The organism is Nocardioides ureilyticus (assembly GCF_051280745.1).
Lineage (GTDB): Bacteria > Actinomycetota > Actinomycetes > Propionibacteriales > Nocardioidaceae > Nocardioides.
In genome coordinates this window covers 50874-71069 of record NZ_JBNCOG010000017.1, presented here as the reverse complement: position 1 = coordinate 71069, position 20196 = coordinate 50874, and the positions used below count along the sequence as shown (strand labels likewise).

At 70.6% G+C, this 20196-nt stretch carries 27 protein-coding genes; 23 read left to right on the top strand and 4 right to left on the bottom strand.

The window, feature by feature from the left end; genetic code table 11:
- Window positions 1-31: 31 nt before the first annotated feature.
- From ACSMHG_RS11410 to ACSMHG_RS11395, 4 genes are all read left to right on the top strand, one after another.
- Window positions 32-1639 carry an AAA family ATPase gene (locus tag ACSMHG_RS11410; protein ID WP_435744949.1) on the top strand — a complete coding sequence of 536 codons (1608 nt, stop codon included), beginning with the start codon at window positions 32-34 and terminating at the stop codon, window positions 1637-1639.
- A gap of 286 nt (window positions 1640-1925) precedes the next feature.
- Window positions 1926-2582 carry a hypothetical protein gene (locus ACSMHG_RS11405; RefSeq protein ID WP_435744947.1) on the top strand — a complete coding sequence of 219 codons (657 nt, stop codon included), beginning with the start codon at window positions 1926-1928 and terminating at the stop codon, window positions 2580-2582.
- The gene (locus tag ACSMHG_RS11400) at window positions 2579-2800 is read left to right on the top strand and encodes a hypothetical protein (RefSeq protein ID WP_435744945.1); all 222 of its coding nucleotides are present in this window, start codon (window positions 2579-2581) and stop codon (window positions 2798-2800) included. Before ACSMHG_RS11405 ends, ACSMHG_RS11400 begins: the two co-directional genes overlap by 4 nt.
- Window positions 2755-3141 (top strand): DNA N-6-adenine-methyltransferase, encoded by a 387-nt coding sequence (locus ACSMHG_RS11395; RefSeq protein ID WP_435744943.1) that lies wholly within the window; start codon window positions 2755-2757, stop codon window positions 3139-3141. Before ACSMHG_RS11400 ends, ACSMHG_RS11395 begins: the two co-directional genes overlap by 46 nt.
- 58 nt (window positions 3142-3199) lie before the next feature.
- Here ACSMHG_RS11395 and ACSMHG_RS11390 read toward each other — a convergent pair whose 3' ends face one another.
- Entirely contained in the window at window positions 3200-3505 is a 306-nt protein-coding gene (locus ACSMHG_RS11390) for a hypothetical protein (RefSeq protein ID WP_435744942.1), read from the bottom strand.
- Between the two features lie 260 nt (window positions 3506-3765).
- Here ACSMHG_RS11390 and ACSMHG_RS11385 point away from each other — a divergent pair, with 260 nt between their 5' ends.
- Window positions 3766-4155: a hypothetical protein gene (locus ACSMHG_RS11385; protein WP_435744940.1), complete on the top strand. Its 390-nt coding sequence runs from the start codon at window positions 3766-3768 to the stop codon at window positions 4153-4155.
- On the opposite strand, the gene ACSMHG_RS11380 is transcribed toward ACSMHG_RS11385, so the two are convergent.
- Window positions 4124-4567, bottom strand: coding sequence for a hypothetical protein (locus ACSMHG_RS11380; RefSeq protein ID WP_435744938.1), 444 nt, complete (start codon window positions 4565-4567; stop codon window positions 4124-4126). The genes ACSMHG_RS11385 and ACSMHG_RS11380 overlap by 32 nt on opposite strands.
- 45 nt (window positions 4568-4612) lie before the next feature.
- On the opposite strand from ACSMHG_RS11380, the gene ACSMHG_RS11375 reads away from it, so the two are divergent.
- From ACSMHG_RS11375 to ACSMHG_RS11350, 6 genes are all read left to right on the top strand, one after another.
- Window positions 4613-6055: a hypothetical protein gene (locus tag ACSMHG_RS11375; protein WP_435744936.1), complete on the top strand. Its 1443-nt coding sequence runs from the start codon at window positions 4613-4615 to the stop codon at window positions 6053-6055.
- 134 nt (window positions 6056-6189) lie between these two features.
- Window positions 6190-7539 carry a ParB N-terminal domain-containing protein gene (locus tag ACSMHG_RS11370; RefSeq protein WP_435744934.1) on the top strand — a complete coding sequence of 450 codons (1350 nt, stop codon included), beginning with the start codon at window positions 6190-6192 and terminating at the stop codon, window positions 7537-7539.
- Window positions 7536-8447, top strand: coding sequence for a DNA adenine methylase (locus ACSMHG_RS11365; protein WP_435744932.1), 912 nt, complete (start codon window positions 7536-7538; stop codon window positions 8445-8447). The genes ACSMHG_RS11370 and ACSMHG_RS11365 overlap by 4 nt, the downstream gene beginning before the upstream one ends.
- Window positions 8448-8637: 190 nt before the next feature.
- The gene (terL, locus tag ACSMHG_RS11360) at window positions 8638-10155 is read left to right on the top strand and encodes a phage terminase large subunit (RefSeq protein WP_435744929.1); all 1518 of its coding nucleotides are present in this window, start codon (window positions 8638-8640) and stop codon (window positions 10153-10155) included.
- A gap of 44 nt (window positions 10156-10199) precedes the next feature.
- Window positions 10200-11816: a hypothetical protein gene (locus ACSMHG_RS11355; protein WP_435744927.1), complete on the top strand. Its 1617-nt coding sequence runs from the start codon at window positions 10200-10202 to the stop codon at window positions 11814-11816.
- A complete protein-coding gene (locus tag ACSMHG_RS11350) occupies window positions 11816-12886 on the top strand; it encodes a phage minor head protein (RefSeq protein ID WP_435744925.1) in 1071 nt (356 codons plus the stop codon). The genes ACSMHG_RS11355 and ACSMHG_RS11350 overlap by 1 nt, the downstream gene beginning before the upstream one ends.
- Here ACSMHG_RS11350 and ACSMHG_RS11345 read toward each other — a convergent pair.
- Entirely contained in the window at window positions 12850-13014 is a 165-nt protein-coding gene (locus ACSMHG_RS11345) for a hypothetical protein (RefSeq protein WP_435744923.1), read from the bottom strand. The two genes, ACSMHG_RS11350 and ACSMHG_RS11345, sit on opposite strands and share 37 nt — an antisense overlap.
- On the bottom strand, window positions 13014-13211 hold the full coding sequence (locus tag ACSMHG_RS11340) for a hypothetical protein (protein ID WP_435744921.1): 198 nt from the start codon (window positions 13209-13211) through the stop codon (window positions 13014-13016). The genes ACSMHG_RS11345 and ACSMHG_RS11340 overlap by 1 nt, the downstream gene beginning before the upstream one ends.
- A gap of 36 nt (window positions 13212-13247) precedes the next feature.
- Here ACSMHG_RS11340 and ACSMHG_RS11335 point away from each other — a divergent pair, with 36 nt between their 5' ends.
- The 12 genes from ACSMHG_RS11335 to ACSMHG_RS11280 all read left to right on the top strand — a co-directional run bounded on the left by ACSMHG_RS11335 (window position 13248) and on the right by ACSMHG_RS11280 (window position 20189).
- The gene (locus ACSMHG_RS11335; protein WP_435744919.1) at window positions 13248-14540 is read left to right on the top strand and encodes a hypothetical protein; all 1293 of its coding nucleotides are present in this window, start codon (window positions 13248-13250) and stop codon (window positions 14538-14540) included.
- Between the two features lie 2 nt (window positions 14541-14542).
- Window positions 14543-14944, top strand: a complete 402-nt coding sequence (locus ACSMHG_RS11330; protein ID WP_435744917.1) for a DUF2190 family protein — start codon at window positions 14543-14545, stop codon at window positions 14942-14944.
- 11 nt (window positions 14945-14955) lie between these two features.
- The gene (locus tag ACSMHG_RS11325; protein ID WP_435744915.1) at window positions 14956-16086 is read left to right on the top strand and encodes a phage major capsid protein; all 1131 of its coding nucleotides are present in this window, start codon (window positions 14956-14958) and stop codon (window positions 16084-16086) included.
- A 10-nt stretch (window positions 16087-16096) separates the two neighbouring features.
- Window positions 16097-16462, top strand: a complete 366-nt coding sequence (locus ACSMHG_RS11320; protein WP_435744914.1) for a hypothetical protein — start codon at window positions 16097-16099, stop codon at window positions 16460-16462.
- An 89-nt stretch (window positions 16463-16551) separates the two neighbouring features.
- Window positions 16552-16917, top strand: a complete 366-nt coding sequence (locus ACSMHG_RS11315; RefSeq protein WP_435744912.1) for a hypothetical protein — start codon at window positions 16552-16554, stop codon at window positions 16915-16917.
- Entirely contained in the window at window positions 16917-17351 is a 435-nt protein-coding gene (locus ACSMHG_RS11310; protein WP_435744910.1) for a DUF6093 family protein, read from the top strand. Before ACSMHG_RS11315 ends, ACSMHG_RS11310 begins: the two co-directional genes overlap by 1 nt.
- Before the next feature lie 28 nt (window positions 17352-17379).
- A complete protein-coding gene (locus tag ACSMHG_RS11305; protein ID WP_435744908.1) occupies window positions 17380-17745 on the top strand; it encodes an HK97-gp10 family putative phage morphogenesis protein in 366 nt (121 codons plus the stop codon).
- A complete protein-coding gene (locus tag ACSMHG_RS11300) occupies window positions 17745-18230 on the top strand; it encodes a hypothetical protein (protein ID WP_435744906.1) in 486 nt (161 codons plus the stop codon). Before ACSMHG_RS11305 ends, ACSMHG_RS11300 begins: the two co-directional genes overlap by 1 nt.
- 37 nt (window positions 18231-18267) lie before the next feature.
- Window positions 18268-18489, top strand: coding sequence for a hypothetical protein (locus ACSMHG_RS11295; protein ID WP_435744903.1), 222 nt, complete (start codon window positions 18268-18270; stop codon window positions 18487-18489).
- Between the two features lie 4 nt (window positions 18490-18493).
- The gene (locus ACSMHG_RS11290) at window positions 18494-19012 is read left to right on the top strand and encodes a phage tail tube protein (protein WP_435744901.1); all 519 of its coding nucleotides are present in this window, start codon (window positions 18494-18496) and stop codon (window positions 19010-19012) included.
- Window positions 19013-19134: 122 nt separating this feature from the next.
- On the top strand, window positions 19135-19776 hold the full coding sequence (locus tag ACSMHG_RS11285; protein WP_435744899.1) for an SNARE domain-containing protein: 642 nt from the start codon (window positions 19135-19137) through the stop codon (window positions 19774-19776).
- 29 nt (window positions 19777-19805) lie between these two features.
- Window positions 19806-20189, top strand: coding sequence for a hypothetical protein (locus ACSMHG_RS11280; RefSeq protein ID WP_435744898.1), 384 nt, complete (start codon window positions 19806-19808; stop codon window positions 20187-20189).
- Window positions 20190-20196: the final 7 nt, after the last annotated feature.

Sequence of the window (20196 nt, the reverse complement as noted above, 5' to 3'; positions counted from 1 at the left end):
CCGGGACGCACCAACCTCGAGGGACAGCCACGTGACGCACGACGGACCACCACCCCGTCACCTCCACCCCGTCGAGCCCCCATTCGACCCCGACTACGACAACCCCGGCCGCCCAGCCCCAGGCGACCGAGCAGCCGAACAAGCCGTCCTCGCCGCCCTCCTCGCCACGCCCGGCCCCGACGGCGACCACCCCGGCGAACACCTCGCCACCGTGCTCGAGACCGGCGACTTCTACTGGCCGGTCCACCAGCGCCTCTGGGACACATGGCACCAGCTCCACGCCAAGCACGCCGTCCCACCCGACCTCGTCACCTTCAACGCCGCCCTCGTCGCCGCCCGCGACGCCGACGGCGTACGCGCCCTCACCGACCTCATCGGCCACCCCGCGAACACCCTGCTCGCCGAGCACCACGCCTGCATCGTCCGCGACACCAGCCGCCTCCGCGTCGTCGGAGACGTCGCCGCTGGCCTCAACCAGATCGCCGCCAAGGGCCGCGTCGACGAGATCGACCTCTACCTCGGCGAAGCCCTCCAACGCCTCGACGAGACCGTCACCCGGTTCGGCGCCCGCACCACCCTCGCCGCACCCACCACCTGGTCACCAGTTGACCTCGAGCAGGTCCTCGCCGGCGAATACCTCGACCCACCACCCACCATGCTCATGCGCTCCGACGGCGTCTTCCTCTTCTACGACGGCGCCGTCCACACCGTCTCCGGCGAATCCGAGTCCGGCAAGACCTGGCTCACCCTCCTCGCCGCCATCCAGCTCATGCAGGCAGACGAGAACGTCACCTTCCTCGACTTCGAGGACCGAGCCGACCGCGTCATCGGCCGCCTTCTCGCGCTCGGCGCCACCCCCACCCAGATCCGCAACCACTTCACCTACGTCCGCCCCGACCGGCCCCTCGACGACGGCGGCCGCGCCCAGTTCGAACCCGCCCTCACCGACGCCCGCCTCGTCGTCCTCGACGGCGTCACCGAAGCCATGACCATGCACGGCTTCGACCTCAACTCCAACGAGGACTCCGCCCACTTCCAAGGCCTCCTCCCCCGCTGGATCGCTGACCACGGCCCCGCCGTCGTGATGATCGACCACGTCGTCAAGGACAAGGAGAAGCAAGACCGCTTCGCCCTCGGCGCCCAGCACAAGCTCGCCGGCATCGACGGCGCCGCCTACATCGTCAAGATGCTCCAGCCCTTCGGCCGCGGCAAACGAGGCCTCGCCTCCGTCCAGGTCGCCAAGGACCGCCCCGGCCACGTCCGCGGCAACGCCTTCGGCAACAAGATCGCCGAGTTCACCCTCGACGCCACCGCCTCCGACGTCGTCCTCACCGCCCACCTCCTCCCACCCGGCGAAGACTCCGGCCGCAAGGGCGACACCTTCGAACCCACCGTCCTCATGGAGAAGATCAGCCGCGCCGTCCAGCTCAACCCCGGCATGTCCAAGAAGGCTCTCGAGGACATGGTCGGCGGCAAGGCCACCACCAAGCGCCTCGCCATCGAGCTCCTCGTCACCCGCGGCTACGTCCTGGCCAAGTCGGAGTCCCGCGGCCGCATCTCCCACCACCACATCAAGCCGTACTACGCCGACGGCGATCCCTCCGACGCCCCGTCCACGGACCCCGGAGAGGAGTCCTGATGCACCCCTCCAACACCCACCCGAACCCACCTCGTCCCACCTCGTCCCGACCTCGTCCCGCCACCGGGGACGACCTCCACAGCCGACCTCGTCCCTCGTCCCCCTCCCCTACGGGGGACGAGGTCGCCGGAGACGTCCTCGACACCCCCCACAACCACCCCACCCACCTCGTCCCGGGGACGACCTCAGGGACGACCTCCACCGACACCTCCCACACCCCCCGACGCGGCCTCGCCGCCACCGCCACCCGACCCCTCGTCGTCGCTCTCCCAATGAGCTGCGCTCGATGACCGGCCAGCCCATGAGGGCGGACGACCCCATGAGCCGCTCGGGTGCCCGCTGGTGCCCCGAGCACGACCGCTGGGAGTGCGCCGCGAAGAAGCCCGACCACCACGCCTCCGCCGTCCGCGGCATGGCGATGTGCCGCCACCACGTCGGCAAGGAGCTCGACCTGGCCCGCACGCAGGGCGAGGCGAACCTGCTGGCTTGGTCTTCGGAGGCCGCCAGCCGCTCGAGCGCCGCCGCGTTGGACCCGGGGCAGGTGGTGATGGACCAGCTGCGGGTGGCGGTGCTGCGGGCGGACATCTACGGGGAGCTGCTGCGGATCCAGGTCGCCGGCGAAGACGTCGACGGGCTCGTCGGTGCGACGTATGCCGTGGGCCGTGAGGGCACCCGGGTCGAGACGGGCGAGCGCGTGCGCGGTCTGGCTGCGTTGGAGGCGGAGTGGCGGGATCGGGTGGTGCGGTTCGCGAAGGCGGCGCACGACATGGGGATCGCCGAGCGGGTGGTCGAGCTGGAGCAGCAGCGTGCGGAGCTGGTGACGGGTGCCTTCTTGGCGGCGATCGATGCGTTGGGTCTGGTGCCTGGTGAGCGGTCGCGGGCGATCGAGGTGTTCCTGGACCGGCTCGGTGGGTCGACGGTGGCGGGCGAGGTGGTCGCATGACCGACATCGACCTCTTCGGCGACACCGTCCTCGCCCCCGGCGGACGCCGCGCCGGCATCGGCTCGCACCAGGCGACCAGCAGCATCACCGATGAGTGGATCACCCCGCGCGAGGTCATCGCCGCCCTCGGCCCCTTTGACCTCGACCCCTGCTCGCCCGGCGATCGCCGACCGTGGGACACCGCCCGTCAACATCTCTCGTCGAGGACGACGGGCTGACCGCCCCATGGGCGGGCCGTGTATGGCTCAACCCGCCGTACTCCCAGGCTGGTCGGTGGCTGCGTCGACTGGCGTTCCACGGCTGCGGCACCGCGCTGATCTTCGCCCGAACGGAGACCGCGGCCTGGTTCGACCACGTCTGGCCGTACGCCGCGGGGCTGCTGTTCGTCCGCGGGCGGCTGACCTTCCACCACGTCGACGGCCGCCGTTCCGGGTTCAACGCGGGCGCGCCGTCGGTGCTTGTCGCCTACGGCCGGGCGGACGCCCGCGTCCTGGCCGGCTGCTCGCTGCCCGGCCGCTTCGTCCCGCTGCTCGACCTCAACGCCCAGGAGGCCCGATGACCGACCAGCCCGAGTTGCGAAGCGCCAGCGGTGGCTTCCGAGGGGGTGCCGTCGTGCCTCAGTCGAGCGGACGCCATCCGTCCGGGCCGTCGCCGTACCGCCGGCCGCCGGACCCACCGATCCGGTCCCGCAGCACGAGCCCGGCCTGGGCGCGTGGCATGTCCCGGTTACGGATGGCTTCGTACGCCTGCTCCTGGGCTGAGTCGCATGCGAGGAGCAGCTTCTCGGGCGTGGTGATCGCCGTGGTGAGCCGCTTGAGTGCGTCGACGTCGAAGAAGACCTGGAGGTCCTCGGCGCGTCCGTTGTTGAGCACCTCGGCGGTGGTGATTGCTCGGCTGACGAGTGCGTCGATTCGCTTATCCATGCCGGAATCGTGCCCGACGCTTTTCTATTTCGGAATAGAAAACGGAAAGGTCGCAGAAAGGTTATTTCGACTTCCCGAAAGATTGCACTTTCGTGCACGCCGACCATTCGGAAAGGCGCCCCAAAGGCGTCAACCCCGCTCGACCTCCAGGAGCGCCTGATGACCTGCCGCCCCACGTGCGCCTGCCAGTGCAACCAGCAGGGCTGCGGATGCCACGACCGCACCCAGCCCTACCACCCGACCCGACCGAGGAGCAGCCGATGACCGAGCAACTGAAGCCCGAGAACGCCCGGACGCTGACCGACACCGAACGGCTCAACGTGGTGCGCATGGTGCTCATCTCGGACGACTTCGCCGAGCGCCTGGTCGCCGCCGTCCTGGCGGCCATGCCCGAGCACCGGCCGCAAGCAGTCAGGAACGTGCTGGTCGCCAGCGTCAACGACGCGCTCCAGGCGGAGCGCCGAGAAGCCCCGCACTGCGCCCCGTGGGGCCGCCTGATGGACCGCCGGACCTGGGAGCAGAGGGTCCCCGGCACCGACGTCCCCACCCAACAGATTCACCTCGAGGTCGACGCTGAGGGCCGGGTCCGGCTCCACGAGGCGCTGGTGTGCCGGCTGCTCAACGACGCCGGATGGGAGCGCCGGCCGTGACCGCGCCTTGCTCCAGTCGCCGGATGATCACAGACGGACCGATGAGGAAGAGCACGGTTGCCGCCAGCGAGACCGGCGCAATCCACCGGGGCAGTTCGTCACCCTTCGCGATGAGGGCAACACCAAGACCGAACAGAAGGACCGCCAGCACCAGGCGCAGAAACTCGATGGCTCTTACCGTGCGCCGCCGCCGGGTGAGCGGGCCAAATCTCCGCGATCGGACGTACGACTGCAGCTCCCGGTCCAGCAGCTTGTGCAGCTTGCTCTTGCCATCGCTGTCCGGAAGAACCGCGAGGAGGTCAGCCTCCGACTTCAACCGTCGAAGGCTGCGCGTCTGTCTTCCGGCGAACCAGTTCGCACTGACGCCGATGCTCAGCACGGCGATGCCCCACCCAACCGCCATCTGCCACATGGCGCTGGACCGTAGTCGTTGGTACCGACACTCGCAGGAGAACGCGTGACCGACCGCCGCCCCAAGCCCTGCCACCACGACCGCCACCTCGGCCAACGAGTCACCCGCGACCACCGCGACGACTGCCCCACCCACACCGGCGGCCCTTGCCCCGGCGCCGACGGCTGCGCACCCTGCACCGCCCACCACTGCGTCCTCTGCAGCTACCGCCACCTCGACAACGACCACCCCCTCACCTGCACCGACTGCATCGCCGTCGTCCGCGAAGACCTCGAAGAAATCCGCTGGCTCTCCCGCCACCTCCGCTTCCAAGCCGTCCGCGGCGGCCGCGACGGACGACTCATCGCCGCCGCACCCATCCCCGGCGGCGACGCCATGGTCCTCATGACCCGCGCCGGCGCCGACCGCGACGACCTCACCTGGTCCCCCCACCTCGACGACGACCACCGCGCCGACGACGTCGTCCCCGTCCTCCTCCCCCTCACCGCCTGGAATCAGACCATCCGCGCCCACTACGGCCACGCCCTCCCAGCCCCGCCCACCGTCACCGGCACGACCCACTACCTCGCCGACCGCCTCACCGACCTCGCCCAAGACACCACCGGCGGGATCGACTGGCAGCGGTTCACCACCGACATGGCCGCCGTACGCCGCCAGCTCGAGCGAGTGCTCCACGACGAGCAGGACCCAGAGCAGGGCGTGGCGTGCTTCGAGTGCGGCGACCGGCGCCTGGTCCGGAAGTTCGCCCGGCCCCGCCCGTGCCGACACACCACGCCGGAGCGGGCGTGGGTGCGGGAGGGCGACCGGCTCGTCGACCTCGGTTATCCGGAGCTCGCGCCGAACGCGCTCGAGCGGCGGCTCGCTCAGCAGCCGTGTGGCCGCTGCGACCAGGGCGGCATCGCGGACCCGTCGGTCGGGCAGTCGTGGGAGTGCCTGGGGTGCCGGAAGCAGTACGACCCGGGCGAGTACGCCAACGCCGTGCGCCGCCACCTGCTGACCGCTGGCCCGTCCGGGGACGGGTGGACGCACATCGCGATGGCGGCTGAGGCGGCGACGACGATGACGCAGGTGGTGGTCGCGCCGTCGACGGTGCGGCGGTGGATGGACCGGAACCAGGTGTTGTCGGTGTGCCGGTGGGTCTCGTCGGTCGACGGCGCGCGGGAGGTGCCGGCCGCGCCGGGCCCGGCCCGTGGTGGCCGGCCGGGCCACGACCAGCTGGTGAAGGCGTTCGCTGGTCGGGTGCACGGGTCGCCGGGTCTGCGGCTGGTGTTCTGGCCGTCGGTGTCGGAGCAGGCGGCGCGGATGGTGGAGCGCGCGGAGCGGGCTGCCGCTGAGCGGGCGCGGGAGGACCAGCAGCGGCGTGCGTTGCGGGCGGCGGTCGACGGCGGGGAAGACGTGCAAGCGGCGGGCCGGCAGCTGGGCATCCACCCGGCGCGGGTGGCGAGGTTCGTCGACGAGTGGGACGCCACCCGGCAGGAGAGCGCGTGATGGCTGCGTCGACGACGCCAGGGAGACACCCGACGACATGGAGCCTCCGACTTCGTACTTCGTTCCGCCTCCGGCCGGGTAAAGGAACAAGTAGCGTGCCGCCGACCCCACCAGGCACGTAGAGCGGAAGTTTCATGCCCCAGCAGGCCAAGATCCCCGTCGCCGACCTCCTGCTCGACGAGACGAACGCCCGTCTCGGACAGGAGTCTGCGTCCCAGCAGCAGGCTGCGCATGCGCTCGCCACTCTGCAGGGCAAGCGTCTGGTGAAGCTGGCAGCCACGATCGTCGAGCGGGGTCTCGATCCCGCGCAGCCCTTCTCGGTGCTTCCCACCGCCGACCGTCGCCGTCGATACCGAGTGATCGAAGGTAACCGACGGCTTCTTGCCGTGAAGGCGCTCGAGACACCAACCATCGTCCAAGGCGCCCTGAAGCCCGGGGAGTACAAGAAGCTGCAAGCACTGTCGCTCGAGTTCGCCCGTGACCCGGTCGAGGAGATCAACTGCGTCGTGTACGCCGCGTCCGAGGCGGACGCGGCGTATCAGTGGGTCTTGAGCCGCCACGCGGGCTCGCAGGAAGGTGCGGGGCTCCTTGAGTGGGGTTCCGACGAGAAGGACCGCTTCGCTTCGCGTCATGGCGACAGCCAGAAGCGGAGCCTTGGAGGGCAGATCATCGACTTCCTCGAGGCCGTCGACGGGTCGAAGCCCAGCAGCCCAATCAGCACCAACCTCACCCGCGTCATAGGCAACCCCGACGTGCAGCAACGTCTCGGAGTGGAACGCTCACAAGGCGAGATCCTGTCGTGGTACCCCCTCGAGGAGGTCCTCAAGGGACTCCGACGCGTCGTCGACGACTTCGAATCAGGGCGGGTAGACGTCAAGGACGTGTACCACGCGTCCGACCGCAAGAAGTACGCCGAAGGCATTCCGACACAGAGCACTCCCGACCCCGCCACTCGTCTGGTCGAACCGGTCAAGCTGACTGACCTTGCGACAGGCACGCCAGCGTCGAAGAGCGCGACAAAGAAGCCGAAGGGCAAGCCGAAGCCCCCGCTCGAGCGCACAACGGTCGCGTCGCCGACCAGCCCGCTCAACCCACAGTTGCCACGCCTGAACAAGATCTACAACGAGCTGGTCGAGCTCTCCTCCGAGACGTTCGTGAATGCGGGCTCGGTCCTGTTGCGCGTGTTCCTCGAGCTCGCCGTCGATGACTACATCAACCGCGAGAGCGTCACCGTCGAGTCCAAGGGCGATCCGAACCTCGCGCAGCGGCTGAAGGCGGTGGCGGCAGACCTCGAGAAGAAGGGCAAGATCCCCAACGCCCTGAAGCGAGCCGTCAACAAGATCGCCGACGGGCAACACACCATCGCCGCGAGCGTCACGAACTTCCACCAGTACGTGCACAATCCATACGTGCACCCGAAGCCGAGCGAACTAAGGACCACCTGGGACGAGTTGCAGCCGTTCCTCGAAGCGGTCTTCTCGTGAGTTTCGTCCCAGGCCTTCACAGTTCCCCGCTCCGCTACCCGGGCGGCAAGGGCAAGCTGGCCAACTACGTCAAGCTCCTGCTCCTCGAAAACGACCTAGTCGGCTGTGACTACGTCGAGCCGTATGCCGGCGGTGCCAGCGTGGCGTTGTCCCTCCTCTTCGAGGACTACGCCGACACTGTCCACATCAACGACCTCAACCCAGGTGTGCACGCCTTCTGGTCCTCTGTCCTCAACTCGACTGCCGACCTCTGCGCACTCATCGTCGGCACCGAGGTGACTATGGACGAGTGGTTCCGTCAGCGCGAGGTCGCCGAAAACCCTCGCGCAACGCCGTTGGAGTTGGGGTACGCCACCTTTTTCCTCAATCGCACCAATCGTTCGGGCATCATCAGTGGCGGCGTCATCGGCGGCAAGGACCAGTCTGGCGACTGGAAGCTCGACGCGCGGTTCAACAAGAGCGACTTGGTCTCACGCATCCAGAAGATCGGCCGTCATAGATCCCGGATCGAGGTGACGCAGCAGGACGCCGCTGACTTCCTGCTGTCGTGGGCCAAGCCAGACAGCGCAGGTACCAAGGCCTTCCTGTATCTGGACCCGCCCTACTACGTGAAGGGCAAGGGTCTCTATGACAACTTCTATGGCCCCGACGACCACGCCAGGATCGCCGCCGCCATTGGGCAGGTCGAGCACCCGTGGATCGTGTCGTACGACGCGGCCCCCGAGATCGTCAGCCTGTACGACGGGTTCGAGCAGATCCGGTACTCATTGAGCTACAGCGCAAACCGTCGGGGTCGAGGGTCGGAGGTCATGTTCTTCTCTCCCGGTCTCCGCGTACCCGACGTGGTGCCATCAACTGTGACAAGCGCCGCGGTTCAACAGGTGAAGCACCAGCCAGCACTCATCTAGCGGATGACTGCTGCGCGGTCGCAGCCCGCCGTTCACCTGCGTGAGTCGGGTCCTGGAACGGCGCCTCATCAGGACAGGCACGCGGATGGCAGTTGCGTGCCACTCGATTCTGTGTCATCTTCGAGCCCAGACCTCGCGTACCCAAAACACGGTGCAGCGGGGTCTTCGTGCGTCCAGGGGGAGGTGAGCGATGACCGCCACCGCCTACGACCTCATGGTCGAAAAGATCCGCACCCGCCTCGCCCCCGAGCTCCGCGCCCAGCCCTACGCCACCCCCGGCGAGATGGCCGCCGCCCTCGACCGCACCACCATCCAGACCCCCGCCCTCCGCCTCATCGACGAACGCCTCGCCGCCGTCGCCCGCGGCGAAGTCGAACGCCAGCAGATCAACATGCCCCCGCAGGAGGGCAAGAGCCTCCGCACCAGCATCTGGTTCCCGCTGTGGCTGCTCCACCGCAACCCCAACCTGCGCATCGCCATCGTCTCCAACGGCTTCGAGCTCGCCCAGACCTTCGGCGAGGCCATCCGCGACAAGCTCAAGGCCCACCCCGAGCTCGGCCTGACCTTGTCGAAGTCCACCGCGAAGAAGCACGAGTTCAAGCTCCTCGGCTACGAGGGCGGCGTCGTCTGCGTCGGCATCGAAGGCTCGCTGACCGGCAAGCCCGTCGACCTGCTGATCATCGACGACCCGTACAAGGACGAGAAGCAGGCCGACTCCAAGGCCTGGCGCCAGACCGTCCGGAACTTCTGGCAGTCCGTCGCCCTGACCCGCCTCGCCCCCGGCGCCCCCGTCGTGATCGTGCAGACCCGGTGGCGCCGCGACGACCTCTCTGGCTGGCTCCAGGAAGAACACCCCGACGAGTGGGACGTGCTCAACATCGCCGCCCAGGCCATCGACTCCACCACCCTCCCCGAGGACGACCCCGACCACGGCCAGCCCGACCCGCTGGGCCGCGAGCCCGGCGAGTTCATGGAGTCCGCCCGCGGCCGCACCGCCCGCGACTGGCTCAAGAAGATCCGCGAGGTCGGCTCCCGCGTCTGGAACGCGATGTACCAGGGCCGACCCGCGCCGGTCGAGGGCGGCATCCTCAAGCGCGACTGGTGGCAGCGCTACGACCAGCCGCTCTGGCTCGAACGCCCCGACGGCGCCCGCATCGTCACGAACTTCGACGAGATCCTCATGTCCTGGGACATGGCGTTCAAGGACACCGACTCCTCTGACTTCGTCGTCGGCCAGGTGTGGGCCCGCCGCGGCGTCGATGCCTACCTCCTCGAGCAGGTCCGCGGCCGCTGGGACTTCGTCGAGACCTGCGCCCAGTTCGAGCAGCTCGCCGCTCGCTGGCCGCAGGCCGTGCTGAAAATCGTCGAGGACAAGGCGAACGGGCCGGCCGTGATCGCGTCGCTGCGGAACCGCGTCGGCGGGATCGTGCCCGAGGAGCCGCAGGGGTCGAAGGAGGCCCGGGCCCGGGCGGTGTCGCCGTTGGTCGAGGCGAAGAACGTGTGGCTGCCGGCCCCGGCGATCGCGCCGTGGGTTGGTGCGCTCATCGAGGAGTGCGCCGGGTTCCCGACCGCCACGAACGACGACCAGGTCGACGCGCTGTCGCAGGGGCTGAACCGGCTGCTGCTGCAGCCGCTGCTCGGCGGGGACCTGGTCACCGAGGACGACCTCGACGACGAGCTGGCCGACTTCCAGATCACCCCATATTGACCGCCCGCCTACAAGACCCGACCGGCCCTGAGGGGGTGAGCGCGATGACGCTCGAAGTCACCGAGACCCCCACCACCGCCCCCGACCAGCTCGCCATCGAGCTCGCCGCTGAACGCCTCACCGTCGAGGTACTCGAGGAAGCCCTCTCCGACCTCGAGCTCGCCGCCGAGGACCGCGGCTGGCGCCAGGCCGGCATGGAGCTCGACCGCGAGTTCTCCCGCGACGGCCTCACCTCGGTCATCCGCAACTGCTCGGTCATGGCCATCGCCTCCCCCATGATCAAGCGCGGACTCCAGCTGCGCCTCGGCTACGTCTGGGGCCAGGGCTTCGACGTCTCCGCCCGCGCCGGCGACGGCGCCGACCAGGACGTCAACGCCGTCATCCAGGCGTTCTGGGACGACGAGTCGAACAAGGTCGCCCTCACCAGCCCGGAGGCACAGGAGAACCTCGAGCGCCGGCTCGGCAAGCAGGGCAACCTGATCTTCACCCTGTTCCCCGACCCGCTCACCGGCCGGGTGCAGATCCGCGTCACCCCGTTCGAGGAGATCGGCGACAAGATCGCCAACCCCGACGACCGGGACGAGACCTGGTTCTTCTTCCGCACCTACACCTCCTCCGTCATCGAGGCCGGCTACGGCGGCGGCACCCGCCGCCGCACCGAGACCCGGCGGGTCCTGCACCCTGCGCTCGGCTACTGGCCGGCGACCCGGCCCCGGTCGATCGACGGTCTGCCGGTGCTGTGGGACCAGCCGATGCTGCACGTGACGGTGAACCGGCCCGAGGGCGCGAAGTGGGGCATCCCCGACGTGTACGCCGCGCTGCCGTGGGCCCGCGCCTACGAGGGGTTCCTGACCGACTGGGCTCGGCTGGTGAAGGCGCTGTCGAAGTTCGCGTGGCGCCTGACCGGGGACAAGTCCTCGAGGGCCCGGAACGCCGCGCAGAAGCTGGCCGCGGCGATGCCCCGCCAGGTGGCCAGCGCGGATCCCGACCAGGGCCTCATCGGTGGTGTCGCCGCCGGCGGCCCCGGCGTCTCGCTGGAGGCGATCCCGAAGTCCGGCGCGACCATCGACTCCGAGTCCGGCCGTCCGCTCGCGTCGATGGTGGCCGCCGCGCTCGGCGTCTCCGTCGTGGACCTGCTGGCCGACCCGGGCGTGACCGGGGCCCGGGCGGTCGCCGAGACGCTCGACAAGCCGGTCGTGCTGGAGATGAACGCCCGCCGGCGGCTCTGGACGTCGGTGCTGCAGACGATCCTCGGGTACGTCATCGACCAGGCCGTGCGGGCGCCGCGCGGGCCGCTGCGGGGCACGGTGATCCGAGACCAGCGCACCGGCCGGGAGACCATCACGCTGACCGGCGACGTCGAGCGGACCGTGGTGGTCGACTGGCCGGACCTGAACGATCTGGACCCGGTGAAGCTGGTTGAGGCGATCGTGAACGCCGACTCGACGGGGAAGCTGCCGCCGGTGGAGACGGCGCGGCTGCTGATGTCCGCGCTCGGAGTGGACGACGTCGACGAGCTGCTCGACGAGATGACCGACGAGGACGGGAACTGGATCGATCCGGAGGCCTCGCAGGGTGACGCCGCGGTGCAGCGTGCGCGGCGCGGCGAGGACCCGGCGGTCGCGGTCGACCCGGCCGACGACGACCCGGCAGACGACTGATGGCCGTCACCGCCCGCACCCTCCGCCTCCAGCGGCAACTCAACGCTGCCCTCCGCACCATCACCGACGCCCAGACCCGCGACCTCGTCCGCGCCTGGGTCGACGCCTGGAACGAGATCGAGCCCGACCTCACTGCCGCGCTCCTCGAGCAGCTCACCGCCGGCGAGAAGGTCACCCGCGCGCAGCTGCTCCGCTCCACCCGCCTCCGCAAGGCCCTCGCCATCGTCGCCGACCAGCTCGAGGCCCTCACCGCCGCGGCCGGCGTACGCCTCACCGGCGACCTCCGCCAGGTCGTCGACCTCGCCGGCGGCGCCCAGGCCTCCGTCATCGACTCCCAGCTCCCGCCGAACAGCGACATCTCCGACGGGTTCGAGACCTGGTCCCGCGTCGACGAACGGCAGATCACCGCGATCGTCGAGCGGTCCACGCAGCAGATCACCTCGCTGCTGCAGCCGCTGCCGGCCGAGACCTATGAGGTCGTACGCCGCGAGCTGATCCGCGGTGTCGCCTCGGGTTCAAACCCGCGTCAAACGGCGGCGCGGATGGTGCGGCGGGCCGAGAAAGCGTTCAACGGCGGGCTCGGCCTCTCCCGGGCGCTCAACATCGCCCGCACCGAGACGCTGGACGCGCACCGCGCCGGCGCGCGCATCGGCCGCCTGCAGCACGCCGACGTGCTCCGCGGCTGGCAGTGGGTTTCCGCGCTCGACACCCGCACCTGCCCGTCGTGCTGGGCCAAGCACGGCACCGTGCACCCCATCGAGATGCCCGGGCCGGACGACCACCAGCAGGGCCGGTGCGCCGCGCTGCCGCTGGTGAAGCCGTGGGCCGACCTCGGCGTCGACGTCGAGGAGCCGCCGTCGCTGGTGCCGGACGCCGGCGACCGGTTCGACGCGCTGTCGTCCGAGCAGCAGCTGCAGATCCTCGGTCCGAAGCGGTACGACGCCTGGATGCGTGGCGAGTACCCGATGGGCGGGTGGACGCAGCGGCGTACGACCGACGGGTGGCGCGACTCCTGGGGTGTGTCCCCGGCGCCTCAGCCCAGCGGCGGCCGCGCGTCGCGCGCTGCCTGACCGGGTTCGTACCGGGGCGTCCCGCACCGTCCGCACTCCGAGGTCGTGTCGAGGGCACGGCCGTTCATGCCGATCTCGGTCAGCACCCACACGTGCTCGACGCAGTCCGCGTCGTTGTCAGCTCCCATCAGGAGCCGTCCTCCTCCGCTAAGAGCTCGTTCTCCACCGTCTCTCCGCCACGCGGCCCCTCGCACTCCGGGTTCGGGCAGCGACCCGCCAAGACGACTTTGCCAGCGTCCATGCCGAGCTGGTCGGTCCTTTCAGGCTCACGGAACGACCCCACGACCTCGAGCTTGGTCCCGCACCTGTCACAGGTGTCCATCACGCGCCGCACGCTACGCCCCGACCGGGAGGTCACGCCATGCCCCAGCAGATCCGCGAGAGCCTCCGGCTCGCCGAGGCCGCGACCACCTCGGACCGCAAGTCCGGCCGCATGACCATCCAGGTCCTCACCCCCGGCTGGGGCTCCTCCGGCTACTACTCCCCCGAGGTCTGCGAGTCCGCCGCCGACCTCGTCGCCGTCGGGACCCAGATGTACCTCGACCACCCCCACCAGGACGGGTCCGGGCTCGACGTGAACGGCAACCGGTCCGTCCGCGACATCGCCGCTGTCATCACCGAAGCCGGCCGCTGGGACGCCGACCAGCAGGCCGTGGTCGCCGAGTGCACCGTCACCGCCCCGTACCGCGAGTTCCTCGCCGACGAGCACCTCGCCCCGCACATCGGCCTCTCCATCCGCGGCTCCGCCTCCGACGTCACTGAGGGCGAGGCCGAGGGCCGCCGCGGGCAGATCATCGAGTCCGTCGCCGTCATCAACTCCGTCGACTTCGTCTCCCGCGCGGGCCGCGGCGGGAAGGTCCTCCAAGTCCTGGAGTCCGCCCCGCCGTCCGCCGTCATCGAGGCGGCCGTGCAGCGGGGCATCGCCGAGGCCACCGCCGACGAGCGCCGCGAGCAGCTCTCCGACGCCATCCGCACCGCGTACGGCAGCGACCGCCGCTGGGCGTGGGTCCGCGACTTCGACGAGACCATCGTGTGGTTCGAGGCCTCCAGCGAGGACGAGCCGTCCCGCACCTGGCAGCAGGCCTACACCGTCGCCGACGACGACCTGTCGGTGTCCCTGACCGGAGAGCGGGCCCAGGTCCGCCCCGTCACCAAGTACGTCCCGGCCACCCGGCCGGACAGCACCAACCCCACCACCGAGGAGTCCGAGGAGGACACCATGGGCAACATCTCGATCGAGGAGTCGGAGCACCGACGCCTCACCGAGGCAGCCGGCCGGGTGGCGCAGCTCGAGGAGCGCGCGACCGCCGCCGAGAAGGAGCGCGACGAGCTCCGCGAGGCCGCCGCCGTCCGCACCCGCACCGACCGCGCGACCGAGATCGTCGAGGCGCGCGCCAAGGAGGCCGGCGTCACCTTCACCCCCCGCGAGGTCAAGGGCCTCCTCGCGGACATCGAGGTCACCGAGTCCGGCGACCTCGACGAGGCCGCCTTCACCACCCTCGTCGACACCGAGTCGGCCGCGAAGAAGGCCGACGCCGGCTCCGGCCGCGTCGTCGGCCACGGCGGGACCGTCGTCACCGAGTCCGGCAACGGCTCCATCGGCTGGGGCGACATCGACAACGTGCTCGGCCTCCCCGAGCAGAAGGGCGCCTGATCATGTCCAAGAACCAGGTCTTCGCCGGCACCAGCCCGGCCCTCTCCCTGCCCGTCCCGGCCGGCACCCGCTCCGGTGACCCGGTCATCGTCGGCGGCCTGATCGGCGTCTGCGACACCGACCGCACCGAGGTCGTCGACGGCAAGCAGTACGGCGGCGTGGGCAACCCCGAGGGGCACGCCTCCGTCGCCCCCGACGGCGTCTACGCCCTCGAGGTCCCCGAGGCCGTCGGCGCCGCCGGCACGCCGATCTTCATCGTCGCGGCGACCAACGACCTCACCACCACGGCCGCCGGCAACGTGCTGTTCGGCCACACCGTCCCCGTCATCGACCGCGGTGTCGCCACCGGCGCCACCAAGGCCGCCGGCGCCGGCACCGTCAACGTCAAGCTCGTCCGGATCTGAGGAGACCCACCATGACGAACACTCTTCTCGAGATCGCGGAGAGCATCTCCGCGGAGAGCTCGGGCACGTCCCCGGAGGCCCACCGCCGCCGGCTCACCGCCCGCCCCGGGTTCATGGAGGCCGCCATGGGCGTGGCGCGCCTGATGACCCACGCCCGCGAAGGCTCCAAGCGCGCCGCGTTCGAGCTCAACGAGGCGCTCACCACCAGCGACCTCGCCCAGTTCGCCTCCGGCGCCGTCATCGAGCGGGAGATGCTGCAGAACTACGACGCGCTGCCCACGCAGTGGCCGAAGTTCCTCACCCCCACCACGCTGGCGAACTTCAAGCCGAAGTACATGAGCCAGCTCGAGCTCGGCTCCCAGGTCTTCAAGGACGTCCCCGAGCGGACCGGCTACCCGATGGCCCAGGGCCCGGAGCTCGAGGAGTACCCGATCCGGGGCAAGAAGACCGGTCTGCTGTGGGGGTTCTCCTTCGAGGCGCAGGTCAACGACGACCTCGAGCAGCTCATGCTGATCCCGAACCAGATGCCGCAGATGGCGGTCGACACCGAGGACGACCGCGGCCTGCGGCTGATGATCGACCTCGAGACCGGCGCGCTGAACACGTCGTTCTTCAACGCCGGCAACGGCAACATCGGGACGCTCGAGCTGAACGCCGCGAACCTGGAGACGGTCCTCACCTCGCTGCGCACGAAGCGGGACCCGAAGACCGGGGCGATCATCCCGGCCGGCCGCCTGCAGCTGGTCGTCGGCTACGCCCTGGAGGCGCAGGCCGAGCGGATCCTGAACGTCGACCGGGTGCAGGTCTCCGACGGCAACGGCGGGTTCACCTTCGAGCCCAACCCGCTGCGCGGCAAGGTCGACCTCGTCGTCAACGAGAAGCAGCTCGGCGAGTCCTGGATCGTGATGCCCAAGCCGGGCACTGCGCGCCGCTCGCCGTTCTGGTTCGGCCGCGTCCGCGGCTTCGAGCGCCCCGACTTCCGCTACAAGGCCGACCAGGGCCGCGCGGTCGGCGGCGGGGACATCGTGGTGACCGCGGGGTCGTTCGACGACGACACCATCTGGTACCGCGGCCGCCACATCATGGGCGTCGCGCACGGCGACCCGACGCTCACCTACGGCTCCGACAACAGCGGCGTCTGAGGAGGACGACATGGCTGAGAACACCACGGGCCGGCACCTGCTGGCCGAGAAGGACTTCGTCCAGGTCGTGACCGAGGACGGCACCGCGCTGCCGTCGGTGCCGAAGCACTGGGGCAGCGACCAGCTGCCGGCCGGGGCGGAGAAGAAGACCTCGCGGTCGACGTCGACGCGCGCGAGCTCGACCAGCGGCTCGTCGACGCCTCAGACGCCGCCGGACCCGAACGCCGAGCCGGCCGGGAACGCCTCCACCGAGGCGTGGGCGGAGTACGCCGTGAAGGTCAAGGGCGCGAAGCCCGAGGACCTCGTCGACGACCAGGGCGAGCCCCTCGGTCGCGACGAGCTCCGCGCGAAGTACGGGACCCCGTCGGGTTCCTGACCCTCTCGGGTCGACCCCGGGTGGTCGGCGTGGCGATCCCGCGCCGGCCACCCGGCCACCACCCTGCTCGAGCGTGAGGAGCTCCCGCCGTGGCTGCCGATGACCTGCGGATCCTCCGCTCCCTGATCAACGACACCGCCACCGCGGATGGCGACCGGCTCTTCCCCGACGCCGAGCTGACCGACTTCCTCGACCTCGAGGGCGGCAGCGTGAAGCGCGCGGCCGCGCAGGTCCTCGACACGATCGCCGACAACGAGGCGCTCGTCGGGAAGGCGATCCACACGCAGGACCTGCAGACCGACGGCACGAAGGTCGCCGACAGCCTGCGGAAGCGCGCCGCGTCGCTCCGGTCGCAGGCCGACCGCGAGGACGACGACGCCGACGAGGGCTACTTCGAGGTCATCGACCTCGAGGGGACCGACGGGCGGCCCGAGCGCACGGCCTGGCCGACCTGATGCCTCGCCGGCTGCACACCGGCCGCCCCGGCTGGCCCGGGCCGCTCGACGGCTGGGCCGAGGTCCACCGCCCCGTCGTCGCCGCCACCCACACCGCACCGATCGGGCTCCGCAAGCCGGGCACCACCCAGGCGTGGTCCGACGCCGAAGAGCAGATGGTCGCCGTCCTGCTCGACCCGTACTGGACCGGGACCGCCCGGGTCCAGGCGCTGGCCACCCAGGCTCGGGTGGTTGTCACCGCCGGCGACACCGAGACCGTCGCCTCCTACCTCGTCGCCGTCGACGCCGCGGCCGTACCCGCCGAGGGCGACCTCGTCGACGTGTCGGCCGGCTCCGGTGACCCGCTGCTCGACGGCCGGACGCTGCGTGTCCTGCAGGTCCTGGTCGGGACCGAGCGCATGGAGCGCGACCTGTTCTGCACCCTCAACGACTGACCCGCCCGACCTCGAGGAGGTAGCCGCGATGGGCATCGAGCTCGACACCTCCGCCGTCCGCGACCTCGGCTCCCGCCTCACCACCAGCACGGGCCGGGTCGGCGCCGCCACCTCCGCCGCGCTGCGGCGCACGGCGCTCGCGATCGAGGCCGACGCGAAGGCCCTCGCCCCCGTCGACACCGGCGCGCTGCAGGGGTCCATCTCGACCACGATCAGCGGCGACGGTCGGCACGGCGCCATGGCCGCCGAGATCGGCCCGACCGTCGACTACGGCGTCTACCAGGAGTACGGCACCTCCACCCAGGCCGGCACCCCGTTCCTGGGGCCGGCGTTCGACCGGCAGGTGCCCGGCTACACCGCGGCGCTCGCCCAGCTCGCCAGCGACGTCCTCTGATGGGGATCAACCTGCGGCTGCTGACCCTCGCCGTGGCCGAGCGCGCGAAGACGATCACCCACGCCACGGGGTACGTCGGCCAGGTCGGCGCCATGCACGGCCTCCCCGACGTCGACACGCCCGCGGAGCCGCCGGCGAAGTCCCCGACCGACGCCCGGGTGCGCCCGTACTTCGTGCTCTTCCCCGGCGTCGGCACCCCGGGCGACGAGCAGGACCTGGCCGACACCTACGTGGACCTCGACTGGCCCATCCAGATCACCGCCGCGGGCGGCGACACTTACGACGTCCTCGCCCTGGTCGACCGGATCCGCGGCGCGTTCCGGCGCTGGTCCCCCGGCTCCCTCGGCGTCGGCGACGACCGGTTCCAGACGGGGCCGCTGCAGGTGCCGGACGGCTACGACCCGGGTCCGCTGCTCGTCGACCGCGGCGTCACCCCGCACCGGCTCTACACGCCGCTGCTCTTCCACCTCACCGCCCACACCTGACCCCGGACCGACCGGGGCGCACCACCAGGAGGCCCCGATGGGATTCATCAACGTCTACAGCCGGGCGACGGGCGAGAAGCACCGCGTCCCGAAGCACTTCATGGACCACCCGACGCTCAAGAAGCCGTTCCGGCTGACGCCCAAGCAGCGCGCCACCGACGACGCCGCAGCCGAGTCCGCCACCCCAGCCACCGACGTCGCGACCGCGACCTCGGCCACCCCCACCACTGAGACCCCGGCCGCCGGGGCGAAGGAGTAACACCATGCCCAAGAGCCTGGCCGACGGCCACCTCAAGTTCACGATCCTCGTCGCCAAGCCGGCCGACCCCGCGAACCCGACCGCGGCCGAGCTCAACGCCGGCATCGACGCCTCCTGCGCGATCCTCGCCTCCGACTTCACCTTCTCCGCGGGCGACTCCGACAAGGTCAACGAGAAGGCGCTGTGCACCACGAACAACGCCAACGCGATCGGCGCCGACAACTTCACCGCCGGCGCCACCTTCTTCCGCTACTTCACCGACGCCACCGGCGCCGTCGACCCCGCCGAGGACGAGGCCTTCCAGGCCGTGAAGGAGAAGGGCACCACGGTGTGGGGCTACCTCCGCGAGGACGGAAAGCTCTCGACCGCCGACTGGGCCGCCGCCGACGAGTTCCTCTACATGGAGCTCCTCACCGACCGGCCGCAGCGGCCGCAGAACGCCGGCGGCTACATCAAGCGCCGGGTGCCGTTCGAGCCGCAGGCCGGCGACGAGGGCGTCGTCGCCGCAGCCGCCGGGGCCTGACCGGCTGACCCCTGAGCAGGGGTGGCGGGCGCGCGTCGAGGTCGCCCGCCACCCCTCCAGCACCACCCCTCCACCTCGACGACCACCTCGACAACCTCGACAACCTCGACAGGAGCACCACCATGAGCACCGACCAGTCCCTCGGCGACCCCACCCCGCCCGACGCCCTGCCCGCCGGCGGCGCCTTCGGCAACCCCAACGCCCCCACCGACCAGCCGACGCCCGTGCGCCGGCAGCTGACCATTGAAGAGGTCCTCGCCTCCGCGAAGCTGCCCGAGAAGCACGCCCGCGTCTGCCTCCGCGCCGACCTCCAGGCCCGCCACGACGACCTCATCGCGCAGCTCGCCGCGATGGTCAACGCCCAGGGCGAGCTCATCGAGGACCCCGAGGCCTCCGCCGCCGACGTCTCCGCCGCCTCCCGCGCCCAGGCCCTGAACGACGAGCTTGCCGCCGTACGCCGCGAGATGACGAGCGCGATGTGGTTCCCGCTCTTCCGCGGCCTCTCGACCGACGAGCTCGCCGTGTTCAACAAGCGCCACGAGCCCAAGGGCGACGGCGCCGACATGACCGACTACAACGTCCAGCTCGTCGCGGCCTGCGCCGTCGAGCCGACGATGTCCGTGGGCGACGTCAAGGCGCTGCGGAAGAAGCTCGGTGCTCGGGCGATGCGGGAGCTGACGAACACGGCCCACGAGGTGTGCGCCCGGGGCGGGGTCGACGTCCCAAAATTGCCCGCCTCCTTGCTGAACCTCACGCGGCAGTAGCGCGCGAGCTCATCTCCGCGGCCCGGGCCGTGGGGACCGCGCCGACGGTGTTCCTCGGCCTGCGGATGATCACCACCACGTTCGTCTACGACGACGACTCCGAGCACCCCGATCGGCCGACGTCCACCATCGCCACCCCGGCGTGGACGCCGGAGGACCGGGCGCTCCTCATGGGCCTCGAGATGTACGAGTCCACGCTCTGCCGCTGCGGCTACCCCCGGTCGGTCGCCTGGCACTCGGAGATGGACGGCTGGTTCGGCGACAACGGTGAGGCCGAGAAGTACGTCTGCCACGCCTGTTCCGCCATCCACGGCCGCCAGGTGCACTACCCGATCGCGATGAACACCCGCACCGAGGCGCATGGGCCTCTGCCGCCGTTCGTGCTCGGCGAGACCACCACCCCAGCCGACTAGCCCCACT

Excerpts from the sequence above, each read along its gene's own strand:
- ACSMHG_RS11320 (WP_435744914.1), top strand. The coding sequence starts at position 16,097 with ATGGCTGAGAACACCACGGGCCGGCACCTGCTGGCCGAGAAGGACTTC.
- terL (WP_435744929.1), top strand. The coding sequence starts at position 8,638 with ATGACCGCCACCGCCTACGACCTCATGGTCGAAAAGATCCGCACCCGC.
- ACSMHG_RS11290 (WP_435744901.1), top strand. The coding sequence starts at position 18,494 with ATGCCCAAGAGCCTGGCCGACGGCCACCTCAAGTTCACGATCCTCGTC.
- ACSMHG_RS11285 (WP_435744899.1), top strand. The coding sequence starts at position 19,135 with ATGAGCACCGACCAGTCCCTCGGCGACCCCACCCCGCCCGACGCCCTG.
- ACSMHG_RS11400 (WP_435744945.1), top strand. The coding sequence starts at position 2,579 with ATGACCGACATCGACCTCTTCGGCGACACCGTCCTCGCCCCCGGCGGA.
- ACSMHG_RS11390 (WP_435744942.1), bottom strand. The coding sequence starts at position 3,505 with ATGGATAAGCGAATCGACGCACTCGTCAGCCGAGCAATCACCACCGCC.
- ACSMHG_RS11355 (WP_435744927.1), top strand. The coding sequence starts at position 10,200 with ATGACGCTCGAAGTCACCGAGACCCCCACCACCGCCCCCGACCAGCTC.
- ACSMHG_RS11405 (WP_435744947.1), top strand. The coding sequence starts at position 1,926 with ATGACCGGCCAGCCCATGAGGGCGGACGACCCCATGAGCCGCTCGGGT.
- ACSMHG_RS11335 (WP_435744919.1), top strand. The coding sequence starts at position 13,248 with ATGCCCCAGCAGATCCGCGAGAGCCTCCGGCTCGCCGAGGCCGCGACC.
- ACSMHG_RS11305 (WP_435744908.1), top strand. The coding sequence starts at position 17,380 with ATGGGCATCGAGCTCGACACCTCCGCCGTCCGCGACCTCGGCTCCCGC.
- ACSMHG_RS11385 (WP_435744940.1), top strand. The coding sequence starts at position 3,766 with ATGACCGAGCAACTGAAGCCCGAGAACGCCCGGACGCTGACCGACACC.
- ACSMHG_RS11330 (WP_435744917.1), top strand. The coding sequence starts at position 14,543 with ATGTCCAAGAACCAGGTCTTCGCCGGCACCAGCCCGGCCCTCTCCCTG.
- ACSMHG_RS11350 (WP_435744925.1), top strand. The coding sequence starts at position 11,816 with ATGGCCGTCACCGCCCGCACCCTCCGCCTCCAGCGGCAACTCAACGCT.
- ACSMHG_RS11300 (WP_435744906.1), top strand. The coding sequence starts at position 17,745 with ATGGGGATCAACCTGCGGCTGCTGACCCTCGCCGTGGCCGAGCGCGCG.
- ACSMHG_RS11370 (WP_435744934.1), top strand. The coding sequence starts at position 6,190 with ATGCCCCAGCAGGCCAAGATCCCCGTCGCCGACCTCCTGCTCGACGAG.
- ACSMHG_RS11295 (WP_435744903.1), top strand. The coding sequence starts at position 18,268 with ATGGGATTCATCAACGTCTACAGCCGGGCGACGGGCGAGAAGCACCGC.
- ACSMHG_RS11380 (WP_435744938.1), bottom strand. The coding sequence starts at position 4,567 with ATGTGGCAGATGGCGGTTGGGTGGGGCATCGCCGTGCTGAGCATCGGC.
- ACSMHG_RS11325 (WP_435744915.1), top strand. The coding sequence starts at position 14,956 with ATGACGAACACTCTTCTCGAGATCGCGGAGAGCATCTCCGCGGAGAGC.
- ACSMHG_RS11345 (WP_435744923.1), bottom strand. The coding sequence starts at position 13,014 with ATGGGAGCTGACAACGACGCGGACTGCGTCGAGCACGTGTGGGTGCTG.
- ACSMHG_RS11310 (WP_435744910.1), top strand. The coding sequence starts at position 16,917 with ATGCCTCGCCGGCTGCACACCGGCCGCCCCGGCTGGCCCGGGCCGCTC.